The sequence below is a fragment of the Rhodococcus sp. BH5 genome, from assembly GCF_027583855.1.
Classification (GTDB): Bacteria; Actinomycetota; Actinomycetes; order Mycobacteriales; family Mycobacteriaceae; genus Rhodococcus_F; species Rhodococcus_F qingshengii.
In genome coordinates this window covers 1-19,339 of record NZ_JAJHVW010000031.1, presented here as the reverse complement: position 1 = coordinate 19,339, position 19,339 = coordinate 1, and the positions used below count along the sequence as shown (strand labels likewise).

The following is a 19,339-nucleotide window of genomic DNA, read 5'->3' as shown; positions in this document are numbered from 1 at the left end:
GGCGAGCTATATCGAGGGAACGTTGCGAGGCGGCTATCAGCAGACCGCATTCCCCGATAGCGTTTGAGGAGCAGTCCCTTCATGATCGGTGGCTTGGTGAGTTGATGGTTGAACAAGATGGTGGCGGGATTCTTGTTTTCACAGGTCAGTGCGATGATCTGGACCAAAATTTTCGTTGATATTCTTCCACCTGTCAAACAAGTTCGTATCCTGTTTCAATCGGTCCGCCAGAATCTGCTACGGACCATGCCAACACAGACAAGTGCCGGGCCGCCGAGCGTGGCTTTCGTGCTTCTCGATCCTTCAGTGAACTTGATTGTCGACTCGAGGTCTGGAGAGTTCTTCCTGGTTTTTTCTCCGATGGTGTCATTCTGAGGACCAGCGTCGTTGGCTGTGAATTCGGCAGCTGGCGTATTGAATATATTCCTGGGCACCGTTGAGTTCAGCTCTGAGTAGTTATCTATCCGGAGGAAATAAACTTAGTAGCCGGCCCGAATACGTCCACGCTATCTGGCGGTAGACGTGAATCGGCGATGAACCCCCTTTTTTTCGTTTGCGCTACCTCCAGAAAATATATCGGACCTAAGTCATAAAATATATCAGACCTAAGTCCCTGTCCAGGTTTGCTGTTTCGTGTATTATTAACCGATTGACATGCAGAGGCTGAGAACAATTGGACGACGAGGAGGCGGCGATGTCGTCCGATGGGATTATCTCATCTAAGGTCACGCTGAAGCAGCTGGAGTATTACGTTCACATTGTCAATGCGGGAACAATGACCGCAGCCGCATTGCAACTTAACGTCACACCTTCAGCGCTATCGCAGCAACTGGCCACGCTTGAGGCTGCATTAGGCCGCCAGCTTCTACATAGGTCAGGTGGAGCGATGAAACCGACGGCGGCGGGGGCTGAGTTCTTTGCTCACGCACAGCACATCGTGTCCGAATGTGAACGAGCGTGGGAGGTCGGCACAATTGGCCAGTCGAGGCGGGAAAGGGTAACGATTGCAACCCTTCACGAATATTCTGCGACATTTCTTGGTCGACAAGTTTGGAACCTAAATGAGAATTTCAAAATAGACCTCATTTCTCACTTTAGCGAAAACTACTCAGATCAAGGTAAAGAATTTGGTTCATACCATTTGTCCGTAATGCCAGAACGAATGAATCGCGAACAGTGTGTACGTAAGCGCATGCTGGGGCGCGAAGAATTTTTGGTCGCTTTTCCGGAAAACGAGCCAAGATTTCTATTCGGCCGAGAAAATATTGCAAAAAGGCATTGGGTAGGGTACTCGCCTCACGCAAGAGGTATAAGGGAACTATTTCGAACATTTTTCAGAAACTGGAATGTCCGGCCTCGTATAGAGCTGGAAGTTTCGGATCCAACTTCGGCATTGAGCATCGTATCGTCCGATGGTTTAAGCGCTTTAGTGCCTGCTAGCATCTCTCAGTTTCCCATACGGGGGGTTAAGTTTTCGCGCCTGCCAATTCCTCTATTTAGAAATATTGAAATTTGTGCGTATGAAAATTCCGATAAAGCGATTCAGATCTTCAACTTGCTTTCAGTTGATAACCATGGCATTTTTCCGTCTGCCGAAACAGCAAGTCCGTCCTATGCGAATAGGAAAATATTGAACGGTTCGAATAACCACGCAAATCCGAACCGTGATTTCTCAAGCCAAAGCTCTGCGCTGTTTCGCGTAGGTTCGATAACATAATGGAAACAATACTTCGTCGCAGATTTCACTAATAGTCGTCGCATCTTCTTCGATATACGATATATCTGGTGAAGTAAAAGTAACCAGCAAGGATGTAGGCTTTAGAGCTCGCGCCGTACAACAACAATTTGGTACATCTTCGCGCTGTGTGTCGGGACTCAACGAGATGCCTCCAGAAAAGACGAAATTTCTATTCGTAGATGTAGCGCAAGAGCCGCCGCTACCCCGTTTGGGAGCGGTTTTGGCTGAATGTAGGATCCCGAAAAAAGTAAAGCACGACCGCGTACTTGAACTTGAGACGCACAGCCGAACCGACGAAGGACCGCTGAAGCCGGTATATTCAAAATTTGGCCAATATCGATTTGATTTTCTTGTCCTACAGCCATGCAAACCAAACCCGGAGTATCGCCAATCGGATAAAAATCGACGGTATTGTTTCCCACAGCTTCCGCAATCTTCGATCTAAGAAAACTGGGCTCGGATAACTGTGAAATGTGAGCTCTATCTGTTCCACTCCCAAGATTAATATTGACGGGGCCGATTTCGCCGGTTTCTTCTATCGCTACAGTTCTGAGAAATTTCAAGTGCTGCATACAGTTCCTCATCAATGGCGGTCAACTAATTAAATGTGAAATATCTTCGAAATCGGCCAATCTCACTAGTTCAGAAGATTTGACGCGCTTCGCGTAGGCGATTCATGTAAGTTCACCTCAAGGGAGATACCCCCGACAGTGATTTTTAGAAACACTTACTGTGCATTTAGCTACTCTCGATTCTTGGGAGTGTTGCTTGCCCTCAATTTTAAGTTGAGTTTGATGTCTGGTCAGGATATCTTGACTTGTCGGGCATTGACGCCGAAGGTTCTTAACTGATGAGGATATGAAGTGTTTGATCGAAACTCTCGCACAGATGCAGGTACCAGCGATTGGAGAGTTCTTGGAATTTGTGCGCAAATGCGCGATATCGATAAATTTCATCCCGGAGATACTCGTGGGCAGAGTAGAAAAATAATTGTAGAACGCGCTATTGCAATTTGTAAATGGTGTCAAGTGCAGCGTGAGTGTTTACTATATGCGCTCAAAGAGCGACAAGAATCCGGGATCTGGGGAGGGGAAGACATGTCACGGCTAGGGGGTGAAGAGCAACGTAGAATTATGCAAAATTTGCGATTGAAAAATAAATAACCATCCAAGCTTATAGGGTTATAAATTCCGAGAATGGAGATATTAGCTGCATTGCGAAAAGGTGATGAAAATAGCTTTAAGGAATTCAATTAAGCGCGTTCGTGGGAAAACTCTTGTATCGTGTTCCTTATATGGGATATATAACTCAATGGGTCGATACCAAAGCAAACTAAATTCTTTGTGGTTTGGGGCCGTGCGGAATTCTGTATGGCCTAGGAGTGGCGATTTTCGGCTACTTTAAACAAGAGGCGAGGCTTCGCTTTATCGTGACTTACGACTCGAAGAGTTCAATGCATCGATTGAGTGCAATATTTCAAGGCTGAGCGACCAAACTATGACCAAACTATATAGTCTATATTTGTGAATTCTACAGAGCGTATATCCGCTATGCTAGCAAGATTGTGTGGGTATCAGGGTTTGCGGGGTGCTCGCAATTAGTCAAGTAATCGTTACTGATCCATAAGGAGCTTTGAACCGATTTGAGCACTTAGTTCGAATCAGTTCGTGGATTGCGATGGTTACCCCTCACTTCGGTCAGTCTGCGAAGGGGATGGCGGGGGGGATTTCGTCAGGGTGACGGTTACTGTCCAACTTTCGCCCTGGTGAACAGGAGGAAGGTATTCCAGGGATACGTTGTCGACCAGCGCTTGAAGAATGATCCACTTCTGAGAGGTGGTCGTGAGTCGGAAAGGATTGAGGGTCGTTGTCGACAGGTGCACGCGCAGTTGGTAGTGAAAGTCAATTTCGAAAATGCATGTAATGCGGCTGTCAGCAGTAGCATGTTCGACGAGAGTCACGGAGGCTTCGTCGACCGCGAGAACGAGGTCGGTTCTGGCATCGGCTTGCAGGGGTTGGTATCGGATTGCGGTGCGAGTCGCATCGCGTAGTACGCAAAGGTGATCAGGGGTTGCTGGTACCGAGAGAGAAGGGAGAAGGATTGTTTTATTCGTGATCACGAGACTCCCATCGAGTCATAAATATTAGTCCGCGCTGATGCAGTCGACACGAGGCGAATTCGTCCAGCTTCGATTAGCTGTGGGAATGGTGCAGTTGTTTCATCGAGCTAGATTCTTTCTTGCCAGCAGCGGTCAGGAATGGGAGCGTGGTCTGCGGCAAGGAATTGGCGGGTTTCATCTTGCTGCGTGTTGATCGCTATTCGTTCGGTATGGTGTAGCTCATTTAGTGGGGTAGCCTGAATTTGCTGTTTTATGGATTTTCGGAGTGAGGTTCTAGTTCGATCCTCCTCGGGTCGGTACACAGTATGGGGTAAATAAAAGAGTGATATCAATGCGAAATTTCTTCCGATATCGAAATTCTACATGTGGATAGAATTCAGTGAATCCAGGTTTATGAATGCTAACATTTGCCTCTCATTTTCTGGTGAGTCACCAATGTTCGGCACCCTCATCGCTAATATTGTGCCAGTGCGCCTACCCTGAGCGGAGGGAGGTTTCGGCTGGTGAGCGCGTGGGGGCTGACTGGCGTGCCATATTTCGTCCCTCGGCGATTGCCAGTTCAGCCACTATGACCTAATTTGCGATTCTTGATCATTCAGTTTCGATTAACCTAAATTCTCCACGGGTAAGTTTTGATAATTTCTTGACGTGTTAATAGGCATGTTAATAGACGTGTTAATAATTGGCGGGGCCCTTAGTTGTTATCTAGGGACTGATAGGGTGGTTTTACGTTTCATGAATTTGGAAACATCTGATGTATGTTCGACTGAGAGGTGCGAGCTCGATATTATTGCGAGGAAATTATGTAGCAGGCATTACCAGCAGTGGATTTCTCGCCAAAAAGCATACGATCGATTCACATCGATGTACGTTGATGCCACACCAGTTATCGAGCATGTCGAATATCTGCGGAGTATGGGAGTGGGCATATGCACAATCGCCTCGGCTGCAGAGGTATCGAGTCGGACACTGAAGCGGCTGGTTTCTCGAGGCCGTACAATGGGGTCTGCAACGGTCCTGGATTCCACAGCGGCCGCCATACTTGCTGTGCGCACGCCCCGTCTCGCTCCCTCGGCATTAGTTCCTGCAATCGGGACTAGACGACGCTTGCAGGCTTTGGTTGCGTTGGGCTGGTCGCAGAAGGTAATTGCGCAGGCGCTGGGAATAGGCTCGTCGAACCTCTCTCGGATGATCCATGGGCGCTGCCAGTCCGTGACCGCCTCAAGGGCGTCTGCGGTCGCGGAACTCTATACGCGCTGGGAAATGGCACCAGGACCATCGAAAAGTGCACGCGACATAGCTGTGTCATATCGCTGGACGCCGCCCCTATACTGGGACGAAAATTGCATTGACGATCCTGATGCAATCCCTCTTCTCTGAGTGGCACTCTGCAACAACGTTAGCTGAGTTGGCGAGATTATGCTGCTCTCATATATACAGGCTAATCTAGTGAGAGGGTTTGCATTCGGCGATATCTGCGGCAACTCGGTCGGCGAAAGAGATTTGACCGCAGATGATTGACAGGGCGAATCGAGGATATGAAGGACTCATAGCTCGCAGTCTGAGCATAGGCCCTGCGTGGCAGGAGCTCGCCCCACTTATCGTCACGACGACCATACGCCGAGTGTTGGTCTCTCTTAATGCGAAAGACGGGGTTTCGCGCCTTCCCGCCCCTAGTATGTGCAGGGATTCGAATATGACTTGTATGGGCTGATGTTCACTGTTGCCCATCCTGTGGAATTTGAGCCTCCCGCCAGGGTGCGTCGGTACAAGGAGGACTGCACCCGGTTTGGATGACATCTTGACCTGCCCCAAGTTTTTCTTACCCATTTCGGTGTGAAGATCGAGTCTCACTGAAAGGCTTCGATCCATGCCACGACTGTATCCGCCGGAGTTCCGATTCCGGGCGGCGGTAGCCCTCGTCCGGGCCGGAAACCAATCACCGCCGCTGCGATAGAGCTATTGTGTCAGTGCCGCAGCGCTCTACAAGTGGGTGCGCCAAGATCAAGTCGATCGAGGCGAACGGCCAGGTTCGCTACAACGGAATCAGTGCAGCTGGCGAAGGCGAACAAGCGCATTCGGCAACTCGAAGTCGAAATCCTCCGCACCGCTGCGACGCTGTTCGGGGAGAACCGCCCGGCCCCAAAAGGATTCACCCAGTGATCGAATCTCTCGTCGACGCCGGGTACCCGGTGAAGGTCTGTTGCGGGCGGCGTCAGCAGCCCCGGCTACTACATTTACAAGTCCCGGCCGATATCACCGACACGGATGCGCCGCCAGTGGTTCACTGGGTTGATCCGCGAAGTCCGGCCGGCTTCGCTGCAAACCTACGGGTCTCGCCGGGTGCATGCGGAGCTCACGTGCGGTATGGACATCGTGGTGAGCGAGGACCTCGTCGCCGAACTCATGAGGACAGCCGGCATCGTAGGTCGGCCTGGTCCTGCGAAGGTCACGCGGTTGAACGGTATCGCGACTGCCGGCCCGTGAGGGGAAAGTGTACTGCTGTGCGGTATTGGACACGTTCAGCCGGAAGATAGTCGGTTGGTCGATCGATAGCTGTCAGCGTATCAGCCTTGGTGGTGAATGCGTTGGACATGGCGATCAAGAATCGCAAACCGCCTCCTGTTGGGATTGTGCATGCCGACCATGGAGTCTGGGGAGCTGTCAGAGCCGGCCTCAGCGCGTGTGCAGTTCACGTGCTGGGCATTCCACTTAACAAGATCCGTTCTGCGGGCCTGATGCCGTCGTTCGGGACGATCGGAGATGGGTATGGCAACGCGATGATGGAATCGTTCTGGTCGTCGATGCAGATCGAGTTGTTGAACCGGAAGAAGTGGCGGACGCGGCTCGATCTGGCGATCGCCATCTTCGACTACATCGAGATTTTCTACAACCGGCAAAGGTGGCATTCGCAGATTGATTGTGTGTCGCCGATCGAGTACGAGTTTCGCTTCGAGAACCCCTCCGTTCCCGCTTGATCCTCACACCGAAATGGGTAAGAAAACTTGGGGCAGGTTATCTAACCTGTGAAGATCACTCTCTTCGCGGTGAAAGGATGTACGTCATGCGGAAGCCGTTCCCCGAGGAGTTCCGTCGCGATGTGGTCGCGGTCGCCGTAAACGTGAAGCCCAGCTGGCCCAGATCGCGAAAGACTTCGGGATCTCCGAGCCGACCCTGCACAACGGGCTCAAAAGGCCGACATCGAAGACGGCAACCGGCATGGAATGACCAAGGACGAATCCGCAGAGTTGCGAAGCGAAGGAGCGGATCCGACTGCTCGAAAAGAAGACCTTCCCGCTGCACCGACACGTCAACGACCGGCGACTCGCCGCAGCGGGAACGATCTGGGCGTTCAGCGCTCTCAAAGCTTCCCCCGTAACCAGACGGCATTTCGATGCCAGCCGTGCCAACGGAGACCGGAACCATCAAGCCCAACGACCTGTTCAGCCGACTCCTCGGCCAACTCCACCACTTGCCTCACCACCCACGAACTCTTCGACGAGCTTCACGCATTTCGACCTCCCCTACCGATCGCGGCTTGACTCCTTCACCCACCAGAATCTGGCAGGTGAAAGACGACGGGTCCCCGTGCGATGTCTGACGGCGGCTTATCGACGCCACCACACCCGGCGACATCGGTCGAATCATCGATAATGAGTTGTAGACGTGCGAAGACAGTGGCGGACGATGTCATGGCCTTGGAACGTGTTGGGGTGGGAAGAAAAAATGTCATTTTAAGATTCGTGTGATCGCAGCGATGCCGCCTTGCGACTGGACCCAGTCCTGGAATTCGAGCAGTCCGCTGTCCCGGTCGACGACGGCGACGTATCCGAAGTCGCGGCGCGCGGCAGTGGTGTCGAACGTCGAGGTGCGGGTCATGAGCGCGAGGGCATATGTCGAGAGGGGAGGGGAGTACTTCACGGCGAGATACGGGATCTTCCAGATCGTGTCCAGGACCGTGACGGCCGCGCGGACCACCGCCAGGTTCGCCGCGCGGGTGGGTGCGGCGAACCCGAACGATTCAGCGACCTCACCCATGAACGGCCAGATGTTGGTGATCTCGGCGTCGGCGATGAAGTAGGCCTTGCCGCCGACGTTGTCGGAGGTGGCCGCTTTGACGCAGGCGTCGACGATGTTGTCGACGTGGCACAGCGAGGCGTACACCTCGCGTCCTCCGGACAGATTCGGCAGGCTGCCCGTCTGAGCGCGCCCGAGCAGCCGCACGATCGGACCGGACCGATCCCCTGGCCCCCAGATCGCGCGAGGTCGGAGCGCGCAGGTGGTGAATTCGGGCTCGTTCGCGGCCAGTACTGCCTGTTCGGCAGCGGCTTTCGTCTCGGAGTACAGGTTCAAGAACCTGCGCGGATACGGGACCGATTCGTCGATGTCGATCTGGTCGCCGCCGTCGTATTCCATCAACGCGCTCGGGCTCGAGATGAACACGAATCGGCTGACGCCGTTGCGGCGCGCGGAATCGAGGAGGGTGGTGGTCGCGGTGACGTTCTCTTCGACGAACTGTGCGCGGACGCCGCGTTCGTCGACGCGGGCGGCGCTGTGGATGACGACGTCGATGCCCTCGGTGGCGCGGGCGAGGGACTGCGGATCGGTGAGGTCGCCGTAGACGAGGGACAGGGCGGTGGTGTCGCCGAGGTCGCGTAGATCGCTGGTCGGTCGGACCAGGATAGAGATGTCGTGCCCGCCGTCGGCGACGAGCCAGCGCACGAGACGTCCACCGAGGAAACCGGAAGCGCCGGTGACCAGTACCTTCATCATGTTCTCTTCTCGTCGCCGGAGTGGCCGGGTTGGGTTGTCCACCAGGTCATTCCGAAGATCAGCGTCAGTGCTGCGGTGGCTGTTCGGGAGCGGTGGCCGTCGGCGCGGCGCAGCGCGGCCGGGATCTGAGCGGGATGGACGATCAGGGACAAGAACGCGTCGATCCACCAGGCAGTGCGGATGAGGGGATGCCGGAGGCGGTGACCATGGATCCGGGTGAGGGTGCCGTAGGCCAGGAAGATCCATCCGAGGATCGGGATGGTGCGCAGTGCAATGGTTTTCATGCTGCCACCGTGGTGCCGAGTTCTCCGGCTGCCCACACGGTGAGCTTCTCGCGGCCGATCTTCGCGTTGTGCCGGATGTCGACAGGGAAAGCGGGATGGAACAGGAAGTCGGCGACCGGTGCGGTCAGCGGGAACTCGGCGCCGCGTCGGCGTAGCGCGTCGGCGATCGCGTCCTGGTCGTGGCCGGGTTGCAGTTCGACGCACAGCACGGGGCGTTGCCGACCGCGGGCACCGACACCGACCAGGGCGGTGCGGGCGACGCCGTCGACGGTGTTGAAGATCTGCTCGACCTGCACCGAGTACATCGGTCCGTCGCTGGTCTCAAGGCGCTGGCTCTTGCGTCCACAGAACCAGATGCGGCCCTGATCGTCGACCCAGCCGACGTCGCCGGTGCGGTGCCATATCCGGTCGCCATCGGCGATCTTGCCGGTCAGATTCGCAGCTGGGGGCCAGTAGTAGCGGGCGCTGACGTTCGGGCCGGACACCACGATCTCCCCGATACCGTTGCTGATCTGCAGCGAATCGGACCATCGGGACAGCGGGTCGTCGGTCACGGTGATGATGCGGAGCTTGAGCCCGGGCGCCGGGCGCCCGATGCAGGTGCCCTCGCCGTTGCGGGTGCGGTCGACGAGCCCACCGAGAAGCTCACGCGATTCGATCGAGGACATCGGCAGCGCTTCGGTGGATCCGTACCCGGCGTGGACCAGAGCATGCTCAGGCAGCACCTCACGCAGGCCGGTCACCACGTGATCGGGAACCGGTGCGCCGCCGGAGAACACCGAACGTACCGTCGGCATGAGTGATCGGTGCCGCCGGGCGTGATCGAGCAGTGGACCCAGGACGGCGGGGGAGGCGAACAGTGTGTGGACCTGGAATCGGTTGATCGCGTCGACGACGTGCAGTGGGTCGGTGGCGCCGACCTTGCTCGGAGTCAGCGGCGGCAGAACCAGACTCGATCCCAGCAGCAGATCGAGTACTCCGAACATCGGCAGCGTCACCAGCGACGTCTCTAGCTCCTCGCGTGCCGCCAAGATTCGGGTCTGCTCGACCATCGCCTTGAGGTTGCCGTGGGTCATCTCCACCGCTTTCGCGGGGCCGGTGGATCCGGTGGTGAAGGCGATCATCAATAGTGCGTCGTCCCCGGCGATGCGAGGCGACCCGGTCGCGGTCGACGGGGTGCGTCCCAACATCGCGAGCGTCTGTCCACCCCACAGCCAGCGGCGACCGACCGTGATCGAGGTGTGAACCCCGCGGAAGGTGCGCCGGAACAGCACCCGCACCGCATGCGCCTGCGGGATCCCGATGAACGCCTGCGGATCGACCGCGGCCAGGCACCGGAGCATCGGGCGCAGCCCCATTCCCGGGTCGATGACGACGGGGACGGCTCCGGCCTTGAACAGTCCGAACAAGATCGCGTACAGCTCCGGGCCGGGGGTGACCAGAACGATGGTGCGGGTACCCGCCGTGATGCCCGAGGCGGTGAAGCGCTGGGCCAGGGCGTCGGACCACTGATCGAGTTCGCGGTAGGTGATCTCCTCGTAGTCCGGAAGCGCCCCCGTCGGGGTGCCGGTCGCGTAGGTCACCGCGGGGCGCTGGGGGTGCTGCGCGGCGAGGTCACGGAACAAGTCGATCGAGCCGCAATAGGTGGGGGCGGTCATTTCGCGTCGGCACCTGCCGTGAGGCGGTACACGGTCGCGGCGGCGCTCGGTCCGGCTCCGGCAGCGACGAACAGGATCGTCGAGTACTCCCCGAGCAGCTTCTCCTGCAGCGCGTGCTGATACGCCACCGTCAGTGCGGCTGTGTGTGTGTCACCGCCGAATGCGGGCAGCTCCGCCGCGTCGAGTGCGGTGATACCGAGCTTCGCGGCGAGCAGGGCAGGGAAGCCGGGGGTGGGAGTCGATGCGATCAGCACCGTCGACGACAGGTCCGGATCGCTGGCGTCGATCGCGGCCGACGCTGCAGCCAGGGCGACGTCGAGTAGTCGTTCTTCGGCGTCGGCGTCCCGCTCGACGGTGATGAGGTTGCGGCCGTTCGCGCCCATCGTTTTCGTCTCGACGAACCCGTCGATGACCGACGGGCCGTCCGCGAGTTCGGTGTGTACCGGGCCGAAACCTTCAGCGCTGTCGCTGCGTTCGAGGAGAAGGGCTGCGCCGGAGGTGGCGTAGGGGAAGCCGTCCGGGATGCCTGCGGCGATGGCGCTGGGGTGCGTGTCCCCGGAGACGACCAGGACACGGCCGGTGCTGCCGGTGGACAGGATCGCGTCGGCGACCTGCACGGCGTTGAGGACGCCGCACGCACCGTTCATCAGGTCGAAGGAGAAGGTGCGGGGATCGTGTTCGCCGTACTCGAGACCGATACCGGCGTCCTTCTGAATCAGGGCGGCGATCGCCGGTTCGACGGTGTTGGAATCGCGGTAGACGCCCGTGTTGATCAGCACGCCCACCTCCTGCGGCTCCACGGCGGCGCTGGTGAGCGCCTGCCGGACCGCTCGCGCGGCGTGGGTGACGACGCTGCCGCTGTCGCGGTCGTAGCTCGTGCCGACGGATGTGATGACGACGCCCATGTCAGGCCTCCAAGGAAGAGATCGTGGCGGACAGGAAGCCGGTGACGATGCCCGATGCCGCGGGCACCATGAGAATCTTCGACTCGGCCGCGATGGCGTTCTGCTGCAGCTGATCGTGCAGAACGATGAAGTGCGAGGTGGTGGAGGTGTTCCCGTACTTTTCGACCACGTTCAACGCTTCCGGCATCGGTGTGCCGAACTCTCGCTCTCCGAGAGCGTTCATGAACGTGACCGCCGACGCACCGAACTGGTGGTGGATGATGTAGTCGAATTCCTCGTCGGCGAAGGTCGTGCCGCTGGCGGCGAGGTGGTTTCGCTGACTGTTCGTCCACAACTTGAACCGGTCTTCGTTGTGCATGCGCCGGTTGTCGGTGTAGAGCGCAACGCCCGGGTTCTTGTCGCTCGGCATCCCCAAGCAGGCATCGGCGTACTCCGAGGCGGTCATCAGTTCGATGTAGTCGATGCGATCGCGCTCGTCGACGGATTCGTCGATCACCAACGCGCACCCGGAATCGCCGACGGAGAGGGACGCGAACTGCAGGTCGTAGCCGCCGGTGATTTCCTTGACCGCCGTCTCGGAGATCGCGGTGATCGCTTCGCCGCTGACGACCAACCCGTTGCGGACGGCTCCGGACCGAATCATCCTGTCCAGCGCGTATGTTCCGGTCATCATGCCCGCGCACGCGTTCGACAGGTCGAAGTGGATGGCCTGGGTGGCGCCGAGTTCCTTGGCGATCAGCGCCGCGAAGGAGGGCTCGAAATACACTTTCGACTCGTCCTTGCTGCGCGAGATCGAGGTGGAGATGACGACATCGAGTTCGTCTGCACCATAGCGTGATCGGGACAAGCAGTCACGCGCAGCCTTGAGGGCGAGCGTGAAGGAGTCCTCGAAATTGCCCGGTGTCTTGTCGTGAACTCGGCGCGCCTGAACTCCGGTGATGGTGGCGAGATCGAATGTGGGTTTCTGGGCGAGACGTCCGATCAGCTCCTCGGTGGTGAGGACCTCTTTGGGCAGATATGCACCGATGGACTCGAAACGTGAATGCGGCAATTTGAGCCTCCATTTTGTTGAAAACGTAGACAAGATAGTAATCTGTTGCCCGCTGGTGTTAATCTTTGAAGTCTCTCAGTGACGTGCTTTGGGGTGTAGGTTTGAGAAGTCTAGACCTAGTTGTGTCATTCTCTCGCCAGCTGCTTAGGCATGACCATCCGTTCTCCCCGTCGGAATGGATCTCCTGTAAGAATCTCGATTCCTGAATCGAATCGTGTAGGTGAAAATTTTAGAAGAATTAAATCTACGAAGAACTATATCTAAAAACTAGCAGATGAGCAGTTTGGATGCCACCGCCTGGTGGATTTAAGCGCACGGATGACAGTATTTCTCTGCGCTATCTGAATGGCGCGTTGGATGAGATCAGGATCTTGGAGTATTCGACGATCGAAACCCTATGCGCCAGAGCTAAGTGTACGAGTCGCAATCGTCCAGACAGGTGATCTTCTCCAAAGAGTAGCCTCAGTTTGGAGATTGCCATTTCGATGATATCGTCACTGCTCATGATTTCTTCGACAAATCGATTCAACGTTTCGTATGGATTTTTCCTTGTTGAAGCACCTATTGAAATGATTAATCCAGTTAGATTGGCAAAAATTTTAGCGCACTTTTCTGCTTTTTGGTATTCTTCGGCTGAGATAGGCCGTTTATAGAATAAGACTAGTAATCCTAGGTCGACATTAGAGATGCGAACGGGAAAGCATCGCCCTTCCAGGAATCCGAGTTGGGAAGATTTATTGGAGAATTCTCGCGGTAGTTCATGTAAGGATGCTGATGATTTTTTTAGTGAAATTTTATCAATGGTTAAGAGGGGTAGTTTTTCGTCGTCGGTCGTGTATCCGAATTTTGAATGCATCTGCCCGTTGTTGTTTATGGAGCAATTGGCTATCTGAAAGTAGGTTTGTCTATCTGAGATATATAAAGCTGAACTTTGGCAACGAGTTTCGCGGACAAGAATTTCCAGAATATCCTCTATTGATAGTTCGATCTGCCTATTTGCATTTAGCTGTGCCATTGCTTTAAAGATCGAATCGAATGAACTTTCTTCACTCACGGATACTCCAGTCGGGAAATTGCATTTAAATATATATTACTTCAAGGGTGGGGTCATTTCAAATTGATATGTTATGTCATTTGCAAATTCAGGTCTTCCTTTTGATGTCGCGGTCAGGGGTAATGAATGTATCGTTGAAGGTCTAAATTAAGTTACACGTCCTGGGGGCTGGTCGGGAATTGAGGGACTGTGGCTCGAAATATTGGAGTTAATTCTAGATATTCACTCTCCTTAGAGGGGGTGCACGGTTTCTTTATCCGAATTTTCTGTTGCAGGAGTGGTGTCGAGGTCGACGGTTAGTGGTCGCAGCGAATCAAAAGTGGTGATCATATGCGTGTTCACCGTGCGTGAATCCATATTCTACGTGTGATGGTCGGCGGAGTTGATCACGGGATAAAGCGTTCAGTCTCCCACCGATTTGCCGCTTAGTTCGACGCGTTTGGCCTCACGTGGTGAGGCGTGCGGGTCCATCGGTGGTGCCTCGCACGATGCCGTCAGCGTGGCCACGCACAGCGCCCCTTCATGTGCGCTTCAGCGACCACTGCAGAATGGTCGGATGCGCATCCTTCTCGTGGACGACGAGACACGCCTCGCCGACGGTGTCCGTAGAGGGCTTGAGGCAGAAGGGATGGTCGTCGATGTCGTTCACGATGGCCCAGGAGGGCTGCGTCTCGCGAGTGATCGCGACTATGACGCGATCATCCTCGATGTGATGATGCCTGGCATGAGCGGATATCGAGTCTGCCAGGCGCTGCGTGTGGACGGGAACTGGACGCCGGTACTTTTTCTGACTGCAAAGGACGGCGTATGGGACGAAGTCGAGGGCCTTGACACCGGTGGCGACGACTGGTTGACCAAACCGTTCTCATATCCGGTGCTGGTCGCGCGCCTGCGTGCGCTGATCCGCCGCGGCGGTCGGGAGCGGCCCGCAGTGCTAGAGGCGGGTGACCTGCGGCTGGATCCCGCAGCGAGGCGAGTGTTCCGAGGGGAAGAGGAGATCGTGCTCACGGCACGCGAGCTGGCGGTGCTCGACTTTCTGCTGCGTCGCCGCGGGGAGGTGGTGACTAAGCGTGAAGTGATCGCGAATGTCTGGGGTGAAGACTTCGACGGTGACGTGAACATCGTCGAGGTGTATGTCGGGCACCTGCGCACTAAGGTGGACCGGCCCTTCGGTCGCCAGACGATCCAGACTGTGCGTGGTGCTGGTTACCGGCTGGCAATGGGAGAGGGCTGAGATGTCTCGCTCCGTTGGTCCACTGTCCCGGTCGATCCGCGCCAGGGTGACGCTCGGCGCGCTGGCGATCGTCGCGGTAGTCCTCGGCGTCGGCTCGGTCGTGACCGTGCAGATCCTAAGCCGGACCCTCACCGCCGGCGTGGCCACCGCCGTGGAGAGGGACCTGGATACCATCGCCGAACAGCTCGAGGAGGGCCTGCCTACGCTGTGGGCAATCGGCGACGACGTACTGGTGCGGCTGGACGGGGCGCGACCGATAATGAACGATGATGAGGCGGCGGAGTTGCCGGCGCTGTCAGAGGGGACGAGCAGCAGGGTCCGGCTGGACGGGGATGCCTACTTTGTTGCGTCCGAGGAGACCACCCACGGCGTGCTTATGGTGGCACGGCCGCTGGAGCACGTCGAGGAGGCCGTGACCACCTCGACCAGGCTCCTCGCGGTCGGCGCGCCGCTCCTTCTCGCCCTCGTCGGCGGGGTGGTCTGGGTGGTGGCCGGCCGCGCGCTCGCACCCGTTGAGCGGCTGCGTCGGCAGGTCGACGAGATCGATGCGAACGATCTCGCCCGCCGGGTCGAGGCGGCGAGTGACGACGAACTGGGCCGCCTTGCAGCCACTATGAACGGGATGCTGGACCGGATTCGGCATGCCCAGCTCACCCAGCGCCGTTTCGTCAGTGACGCCTCGCATGAGCTGCGCTCGCCACTGGCCACGATCCGGCAGCACGCCGAGGTTGCCGCCGTGCACCCGGCGTCGACGTCCCTTGAGTCGCTGAGCGGGGTGGTCATCGATGAGGGGGCCCGGATGCAGGAACTGGTCGAAGGGCTACTGCTACTTGCCCGCCTCGACGAGGGGCAGCGGCGAGTGCGTGCGCCGGTCGACCTGGACGACCTGGCCCTGATCGAGGCCCGTCGGCTACGCGGGCTGGGCGTGACGGTTGATACCCAGGGCATCGGTCCGGGCCGTGTGGTGGGCGACGAGTCGCTTTTGGCAAGGGCTGTGCGCAATCTTGCTGACAACGCTGCGCGCCACGCAGCTGGGACGGTGACTCTCCGGGTCGTCGCTTTTGGACTCCTGGTGCGGGTTGCGGTCGAGGACGACGGCGACGGCGTCCCGGCCCAGGAGCGCGACCGCGTCTTCGAGCGCTTCGCCCGCCTAGACGAGGGCAGAGCGCGCGAGGAGGGAGGCAGTGGCCTCGGGCTCGCCATCGTCCGTGAGATCGCGCGCTCTCACGGTGGGAGCGTCACCGTAGGCGAGGGCGCGGCAGGAGGCGCGCTCTTCGTACTAGCTCTGCCTGCGGTGCTGCCGGACTGAGCACCCTGAAGGTGGCTTCAGGTTTCTTCAGTGCCGCTTCACCACCCTGTCGTCAGGCTGGAAGCATGAACAACAACGAGAAGGCAGAGCATGCCGCTGACAATTCCGCCGGCTCCGGGGCGCAGCCGGGCAAGTGGCGGATCGGTAAGTGCAACATCATCGGAGCCGCAGCCGCGGTCATCCTTCTCCTCGCCGTCGGAGTCGGCGCATACGCGGCGATCGTCGCAGACGGTGACGACAACTGCCTGACGATGTTTGACGACCGTGATGTGAGCGCAACGCTCGCCGGCGGACAGACGCCCGACGATGGAAGGACGGACGCGGCTCATGGAACCGGGGAGCTTCGCGCCTTCTCCGCCGCAGCGCTGCGTGTTGCGGCGGAGAAGGCGCTCGACTCTGCGAAGGGCATCGGCGTGACCTCGATCGATATCGAGCGCGGCGGCTACGAGGTCGAGGTCCAGCTCGATGACGGCTCGGAGCTCGATGTGTTCGTCGCCACCGATGGAACGGTAACCGAAGGTATCAACCGTCCCGACGGTGAGAGGCCCAACCCGGCGCTCGATCTCGATCTCTTAGCGGACATCGTGAAGACCGCCATGACGGCCTCATCCGCCGCGGCTGGCGCAGAGGGCACGGTTGACGCGATCTCTTCATCCGACGACCCGGGTGTTGCCTACGAGGTGAGTATCCGGCTGGCGGATGGCAGGGAGTCGGGTGTCGATCTCGGCGTCGATCTCGGCGTCGTCATGATTGATGTTGACGACAACTGATCCTTCCTTAGACAACCGACAGCCGACAGCATCGCGGGTCCCGCCGTGGAACGATCCGTCGCTCCGCGATGCCATCAACGCTTGTGACCAGGCTGAAGGCGCCCATAGGCGTCAAAGATCCTAGCGACGGAGGTCGTTGACGCGCCATCCGACTGATTCACGGCTCGTCGTGACCAAGCCCTTGACGGCCCTCGTCGAGAGTCCCGAATGGTCGTGTTCGATCTGCGTTTTGATCTTCTGTGCCGCCGCATGCTGCTCGACCAATTCAGACGGCGGAGTCTCATCGTGCTCGACCGTGTAGTGCTTGAACTGGTGAGTGATCTTGTCGGTCACGAACCGCATCGCACGAGCGGTCGCAGACTTCTCTTCGATCGTGAGTCGTTCGGACTATTCGAGCGGCTCACCAGACCCGTCACCGATCACCTGCCACGGCAACATCTGTTCCGGAATCGGCATCGGAGCCATCCGCCCGATCGTCAGGACGATCACCGCAGCGGAATACCGGCGACCGTCCACCAGCCCGGACACCGTCGTGAATCCGTCACCTGGCGTGAGGGAGAGGTCCGCGATGTCTTCGAGCGAGGCGACGTCGGTATCGGTCCAATCGCCGCCGCCCGAGATCACGCCGTCGATGTCGAGCGGGAGACCGATCGCCGCAGAGCGCCGCAGAAGATAATCCATCTGCGCGGAGTTGGCCGGGTACGCATCTGCACCCGGCGCGGACATGATCCGAGCGAGGGTAGCGAGATGCTCATCGAGCGCCGCTGTCTCGCGGTCGAACGATGCGTCGGCCCACGCGCTGAGCTTGGGATCGAGCCACCACAGTTCTCCGAACCACCGCGCGAGGTAATCCAGCGAGATGCTCAGCGCCGACCGTGAAGGCAGTTCGATGCCCCAGTAACGGGCTTTGATCGTCGGCTGGGACCACAACATTCCATGCTGCTGACCGCGCAGATAGTCGTTCTACGAAAGTGAACCCTCGACGTCCTGGATCGGGGTCGCCCACTCATGATGCAAGCGCGCCCAACGCCGAACAGGCCACGGCGCACGAGTGAGCCGCCGTGAAGGTGCTCGACACCCGCCTCACGAAGATTCGCCACGACCATGATCAGGAACGTGCCGTAACTCAGCGACAGATGTAGAACAGCGCGGGCGATGATGAACAGGATAAAGAACGTGCTCACGCCCACGCCTACCGCCGAATAGCGGATCGGGACCGGAAACGTTTTGCCGGTCGGTCCCAGGTAGTGGTTGTCGACTCTGTAGATCAGGTCATCGGTTTCGATCACGTGCCGGATGCGTGTGGTGGTCAGGTTTCTCAGACGCCGAACAGGCCCAATGCCCACTTTCCGAGCGCGTCTTGCGCGCCTTCGTTTGCGGCGAACCCGACGAAGAGCAGCCCGACCACCGAGAGGCCGCCTATCGTGACAACCTTCGACACGTTGCCCTTGAGAGCGCCGAGAAGGATCGCGCAGGCGATGACCGCCATGAGGGTGACCGCACTGTTGCCTCTGATCCAGTCGGTCAGCCCGTTCGTGTTTGGTTGCGCAAGGTACGTGGCCGTCGACTGGTGAACGGGAACGTAGGCGCTTTGTGCGATTCCGCTGACGGTGTGTGCGAGGGCAATCGTCTTCATCTCCAACGTGTTTGATTCTGCGGCGTCCCGCCATGTGTGGGATGGCGGTGACTGTATGCAGACATGCGGAGGCGATCAATCCAACTGTGGATAACTTTTTTCTCACGTTCGGCGAGCGAGTCAAACCGATCAGATTCGCCTCGCCGGAAGCGCTCAACAGCGGCGGTCCTAGCGGCGTGTGTGAGCGCGGTGATCGCGGTCCGTTTCAGCTGCCGTCGTACGGCCCTGGCGGGGAGGCTAATTCGAGGGCCACCGATGCGGCGGGAGAAGCGACCGAAATCGCGGCGCTCGGCACCGGGGTTGAGGGAGGGCTCGTTCGGGGCGCTCATGTGGGGCGCTCGAAACCCCGCCCCTCCGGGGGTCACTCCCCCTCCGTTCCTCCGGGGGAGTGTACTTCATGAAATTGCGTCTTGCACAGTCGCTTTCGGGCGCCGCTCAATAACGCCAGATCAGACGCTACAGCGAGCGCTCTCGTGTCGGGCGCTCAACCGCCCACGTCAACGCACCTCGACCGGATGAGTGAGCGCCCTGAGGGCGCTATCTTGAGCGCTGTTTCGAGCGCTCGAAACAGCGACATTCGCACAGTGCCGTAACCGCTCGAAAAGCGCTCCGATCGAGGGAAATTCACTCCATTCTGGAACGGGAATCCCCGTCGCGAAAAAAGTTATCCACAGTGACATTGCAAAGAAAATTTCAACTCGTAGTGTCCTCATCTGACACGCACCACGAACATCGCGGTAGCGCAGAAGCAGAGGGGGAGAGCGATGGCGGAACCAGATCCGATCCGCGACTTTTTCGTCGATCTATT

General features: G+C 58.0%; 15 protein-coding genes and 2 pseudogenes. 7 read left to right on the top strand and 10 right to left on the bottom strand.

The window, feature by feature from the left end; translation table 11 throughout:
- Positions 1 to 694 precede the first annotated feature (694 nt).
- A complete protein-coding gene (locus tag RhoBH5_RS31390; protein ID WP_270009456.1) occupies positions 695 to 1,717 on the top strand; it encodes a LysR family transcriptional regulator in 1,023 nt (340 codons plus the stop codon).
- 158 nt (positions 1,718 to 1,875) lie between these two features.
- Here the strand turns inward: RhoBH5_RS31390 and RhoBH5_RS31385 are convergent, their stop codons facing one another.
- Positions 1,876 to 2,310, bottom strand: a complete 435-nt coding sequence (locus RhoBH5_RS31385; protein ID WP_270009455.1) for a hypothetical protein — start codon at positions 2,308 to 2,310, stop codon at positions 1,876 to 1,878.
- Positions 2,311 to 2,601: 291 nt separating this feature from the next.
- Here RhoBH5_RS31385 and RhoBH5_RS32830 point away from each other — a divergent pair, with 291 nt between their 5' ends.
- From RhoBH5_RS32830 to RhoBH5_RS32825, 3 genes and pseudogenes are all read left to right on the top strand, one after another.
- The gene (locus RhoBH5_RS32830; protein ID WP_442972496.1) at positions 2,602 to 2,901 is read left to right on the top strand and encodes a WhiB family transcriptional regulator; all 300 of its coding nucleotides are present in this window, start codon (positions 2,602 to 2,604) and stop codon (positions 2,899 to 2,901) included.
- Between the two features lie 2,826 nt (positions 2,902 to 5,727).
- A pseudogene (locus tag RhoBH5_RS31380) lies at positions 5,728 to 6,835 on the top strand (DDE-type integrase/transposase/recombinase).
- A gap of 151 nt (positions 6,836 to 6,986) precedes the next feature.
- Positions 6,987 to 7,085, top strand: a pseudogene (locus RhoBH5_RS32825) (hypothetical protein); the annotation flags it as partial.
- Between the two features lie 501 nt (positions 7,086 to 7,586).
- Here RhoBH5_RS32825 and RhoBH5_RS31370 read toward each other — a convergent pair.
- The 6 genes from RhoBH5_RS31370 to RhoBH5_RS31345 all read right to left on the bottom strand — a co-directional run bounded on the left by RhoBH5_RS31370 (position 7,587) and on the right by RhoBH5_RS31345 (position 13,582).
- Positions 7,587 to 8,630 (bottom strand): NAD-dependent epimerase/dehydratase family protein, encoded by a 1,044-nt coding sequence (locus tag RhoBH5_RS31370; protein WP_333482281.1) that lies wholly within the window; start codon positions 8,628 to 8,630, stop codon positions 7,587 to 7,589.
- Entirely contained in the window at positions 8,627 to 8,914 is a 288-nt protein-coding gene (locus tag RhoBH5_RS31365; protein ID WP_270009454.1) for a hypothetical protein, read from the bottom strand. Before RhoBH5_RS31365 ends, RhoBH5_RS31370 begins: the two co-directional genes overlap by 4 nt.
- Positions 8,911 to 10,572, bottom strand: coding sequence for a fatty acid CoA ligase family protein (locus RhoBH5_RS31360; protein ID WP_270009453.1), 1,662 nt, complete (start codon positions 10,570 to 10,572; stop codon positions 8,911 to 8,913). Before RhoBH5_RS31360 ends, RhoBH5_RS31365 begins: the two co-directional genes overlap by 4 nt.
- Positions 10,569 to 11,477, bottom strand: coding sequence for a hypothetical protein (locus RhoBH5_RS31355; protein WP_270009452.1), 909 nt, complete (start codon positions 11,475 to 11,477; stop codon positions 10,569 to 10,571). Before RhoBH5_RS31355 ends, RhoBH5_RS31360 begins: the two co-directional genes overlap by 4 nt.
- A 1-nt stretch (position 11,478) precedes the next feature.
- On the bottom strand, positions 11,479 to 12,528 hold the full coding sequence (locus RhoBH5_RS31350) for a 3-oxoacyl-ACP synthase III family protein (protein ID WP_270009451.1): 1,050 nt from the start codon (positions 12,526 to 12,528) through the stop codon (positions 11,479 to 11,481).
- 337 nt (positions 12,529 to 12,865) lie between these two features.
- Complete coding sequence (locus RhoBH5_RS31345; protein ID WP_270009450.1) at positions 12,866 to 13,582, bottom strand: hypothetical protein; 717 nt, start codon at positions 13,580 to 13,582, stop codon at positions 12,866 to 12,868.
- A gap of 556 nt (positions 13,583 to 14,138) precedes the next feature.
- Here RhoBH5_RS31345 and RhoBH5_RS31340 point away from each other — a divergent pair.
- From RhoBH5_RS31340 to RhoBH5_RS31330, 3 genes are all read left to right on the top strand, one after another.
- Entirely contained in the window at positions 14,139 to 14,816 is a 678-nt protein-coding gene (locus RhoBH5_RS31340) for a response regulator transcription factor (RefSeq protein ID WP_270009449.1), read from the top strand.
- On the top strand, positions 14,782 to 16,125 hold the full coding sequence (locus RhoBH5_RS31335) for a sensor histidine kinase (protein WP_270009448.1): 1,344 nt from the start codon (positions 14,782 to 14,784) through the stop codon (positions 16,123 to 16,125). Before RhoBH5_RS31340 ends, RhoBH5_RS31335 begins: the two co-directional genes overlap by 35 nt.
- A gap of 65 nt (positions 16,126 to 16,190) precedes the next feature.
- Entirely contained in the window at positions 16,191 to 16,895 is a 705-nt protein-coding gene (locus RhoBH5_RS31330; protein WP_270009447.1) for a hypothetical protein, read from the top strand.
- A 120-nt stretch (positions 16,896 to 17,015) separates the two neighbouring features.
- On the opposite strand, the gene RhoBH5_RS32610 is transcribed toward RhoBH5_RS31330, so the two are convergent.
- The 3 genes from RhoBH5_RS32610 to RhoBH5_RS31320 form a co-directional block, all read right to left on the bottom strand.
- Entirely contained in the window at positions 17,016 to 17,228 is a 213-nt protein-coding gene (locus RhoBH5_RS32610; RefSeq protein WP_333482280.1) for a hypothetical protein, read from the bottom strand.
- 54 nt (positions 17,229 to 17,282) lie between these two features.
- The gene (locus RhoBH5_RS32605; RefSeq protein WP_333482279.1) at positions 17,283 to 17,828 is read right to left on the bottom strand and encodes a hypothetical protein; all 546 of its coding nucleotides are present in this window, start codon (positions 17,826 to 17,828) and stop codon (positions 17,283 to 17,285) included.
- A 385-nt stretch (positions 17,829 to 18,213) separates the two neighbouring features.
- On the bottom strand, positions 18,214 to 18,531 hold the full coding sequence (locus RhoBH5_RS31320; protein WP_270009446.1) for a hypothetical protein: 318 nt from the start codon (positions 18,529 to 18,531) through the stop codon (positions 18,214 to 18,216).
- Positions 18,532 to 19,339 lie beyond the last annotated feature (808 nt).

Coding starts and splice junctions, on each gene's coding strand:
- RhoBH5_RS31390 (WP_270009456.1), top strand. CDS start 695: ATGTCGTCCGATGGGATTATCTCATCTAAGGTCACGCTGAAGCAGCTG.
- RhoBH5_RS31385 (WP_270009455.1), bottom strand. CDS start 2,310: ATGCAGCACTTGAAATTTCTCAGAACTGTAGCGATAGAAGAAACCGGC.
- RhoBH5_RS31370 (WP_333482281.1), bottom strand. CDS start 8,630: ATGATGAAGGTACTGGTCACCGGCGCTTCCGGTTTCCTCGGTGGACGT.
- RhoBH5_RS31365 (WP_270009454.1), bottom strand. CDS start 8,914: ATGAAAACCATTGCACTGCGCACCATCCCGATCCTCGGATGGATCTTC.
- RhoBH5_RS31360 (WP_270009453.1), bottom strand. CDS start 10,572: ATGACCGCCCCCACCTATTGCGGCTCGATCGACTTGTTCCGTGACCTC.
- RhoBH5_RS31355 (WP_270009452.1), bottom strand. CDS start 11,477: ATGGGCGTCGTCATCACATCCGTCGGCACGAGCTACGACCGCGACAGC.
- RhoBH5_RS31340 (WP_270009449.1), top strand. CDS start 14,139: ATGCGCATCCTTCTCGTGGACGACGAGACACGCCTCGCCGACGGTGTC.
- RhoBH5_RS31330 (WP_270009447.1), top strand. CDS start 16,191: ATGAACAACAACGAGAAGGCAGAGCATGCCGCTGACAATTCCGCCGGC.
- RhoBH5_RS32605 (WP_333482279.1), bottom strand. CDS start 17,828: ATGTTGTGGTCCCAGCCGACGATCAAAGCCCGTTACTGGGGCATCGAA.
- RhoBH5_RS31320 (WP_270009446.1), bottom strand. CDS start 18,531: ATGAAGACGATTGCCCTCGCACACACCGTCAGCGGAATCGCACAAAGC.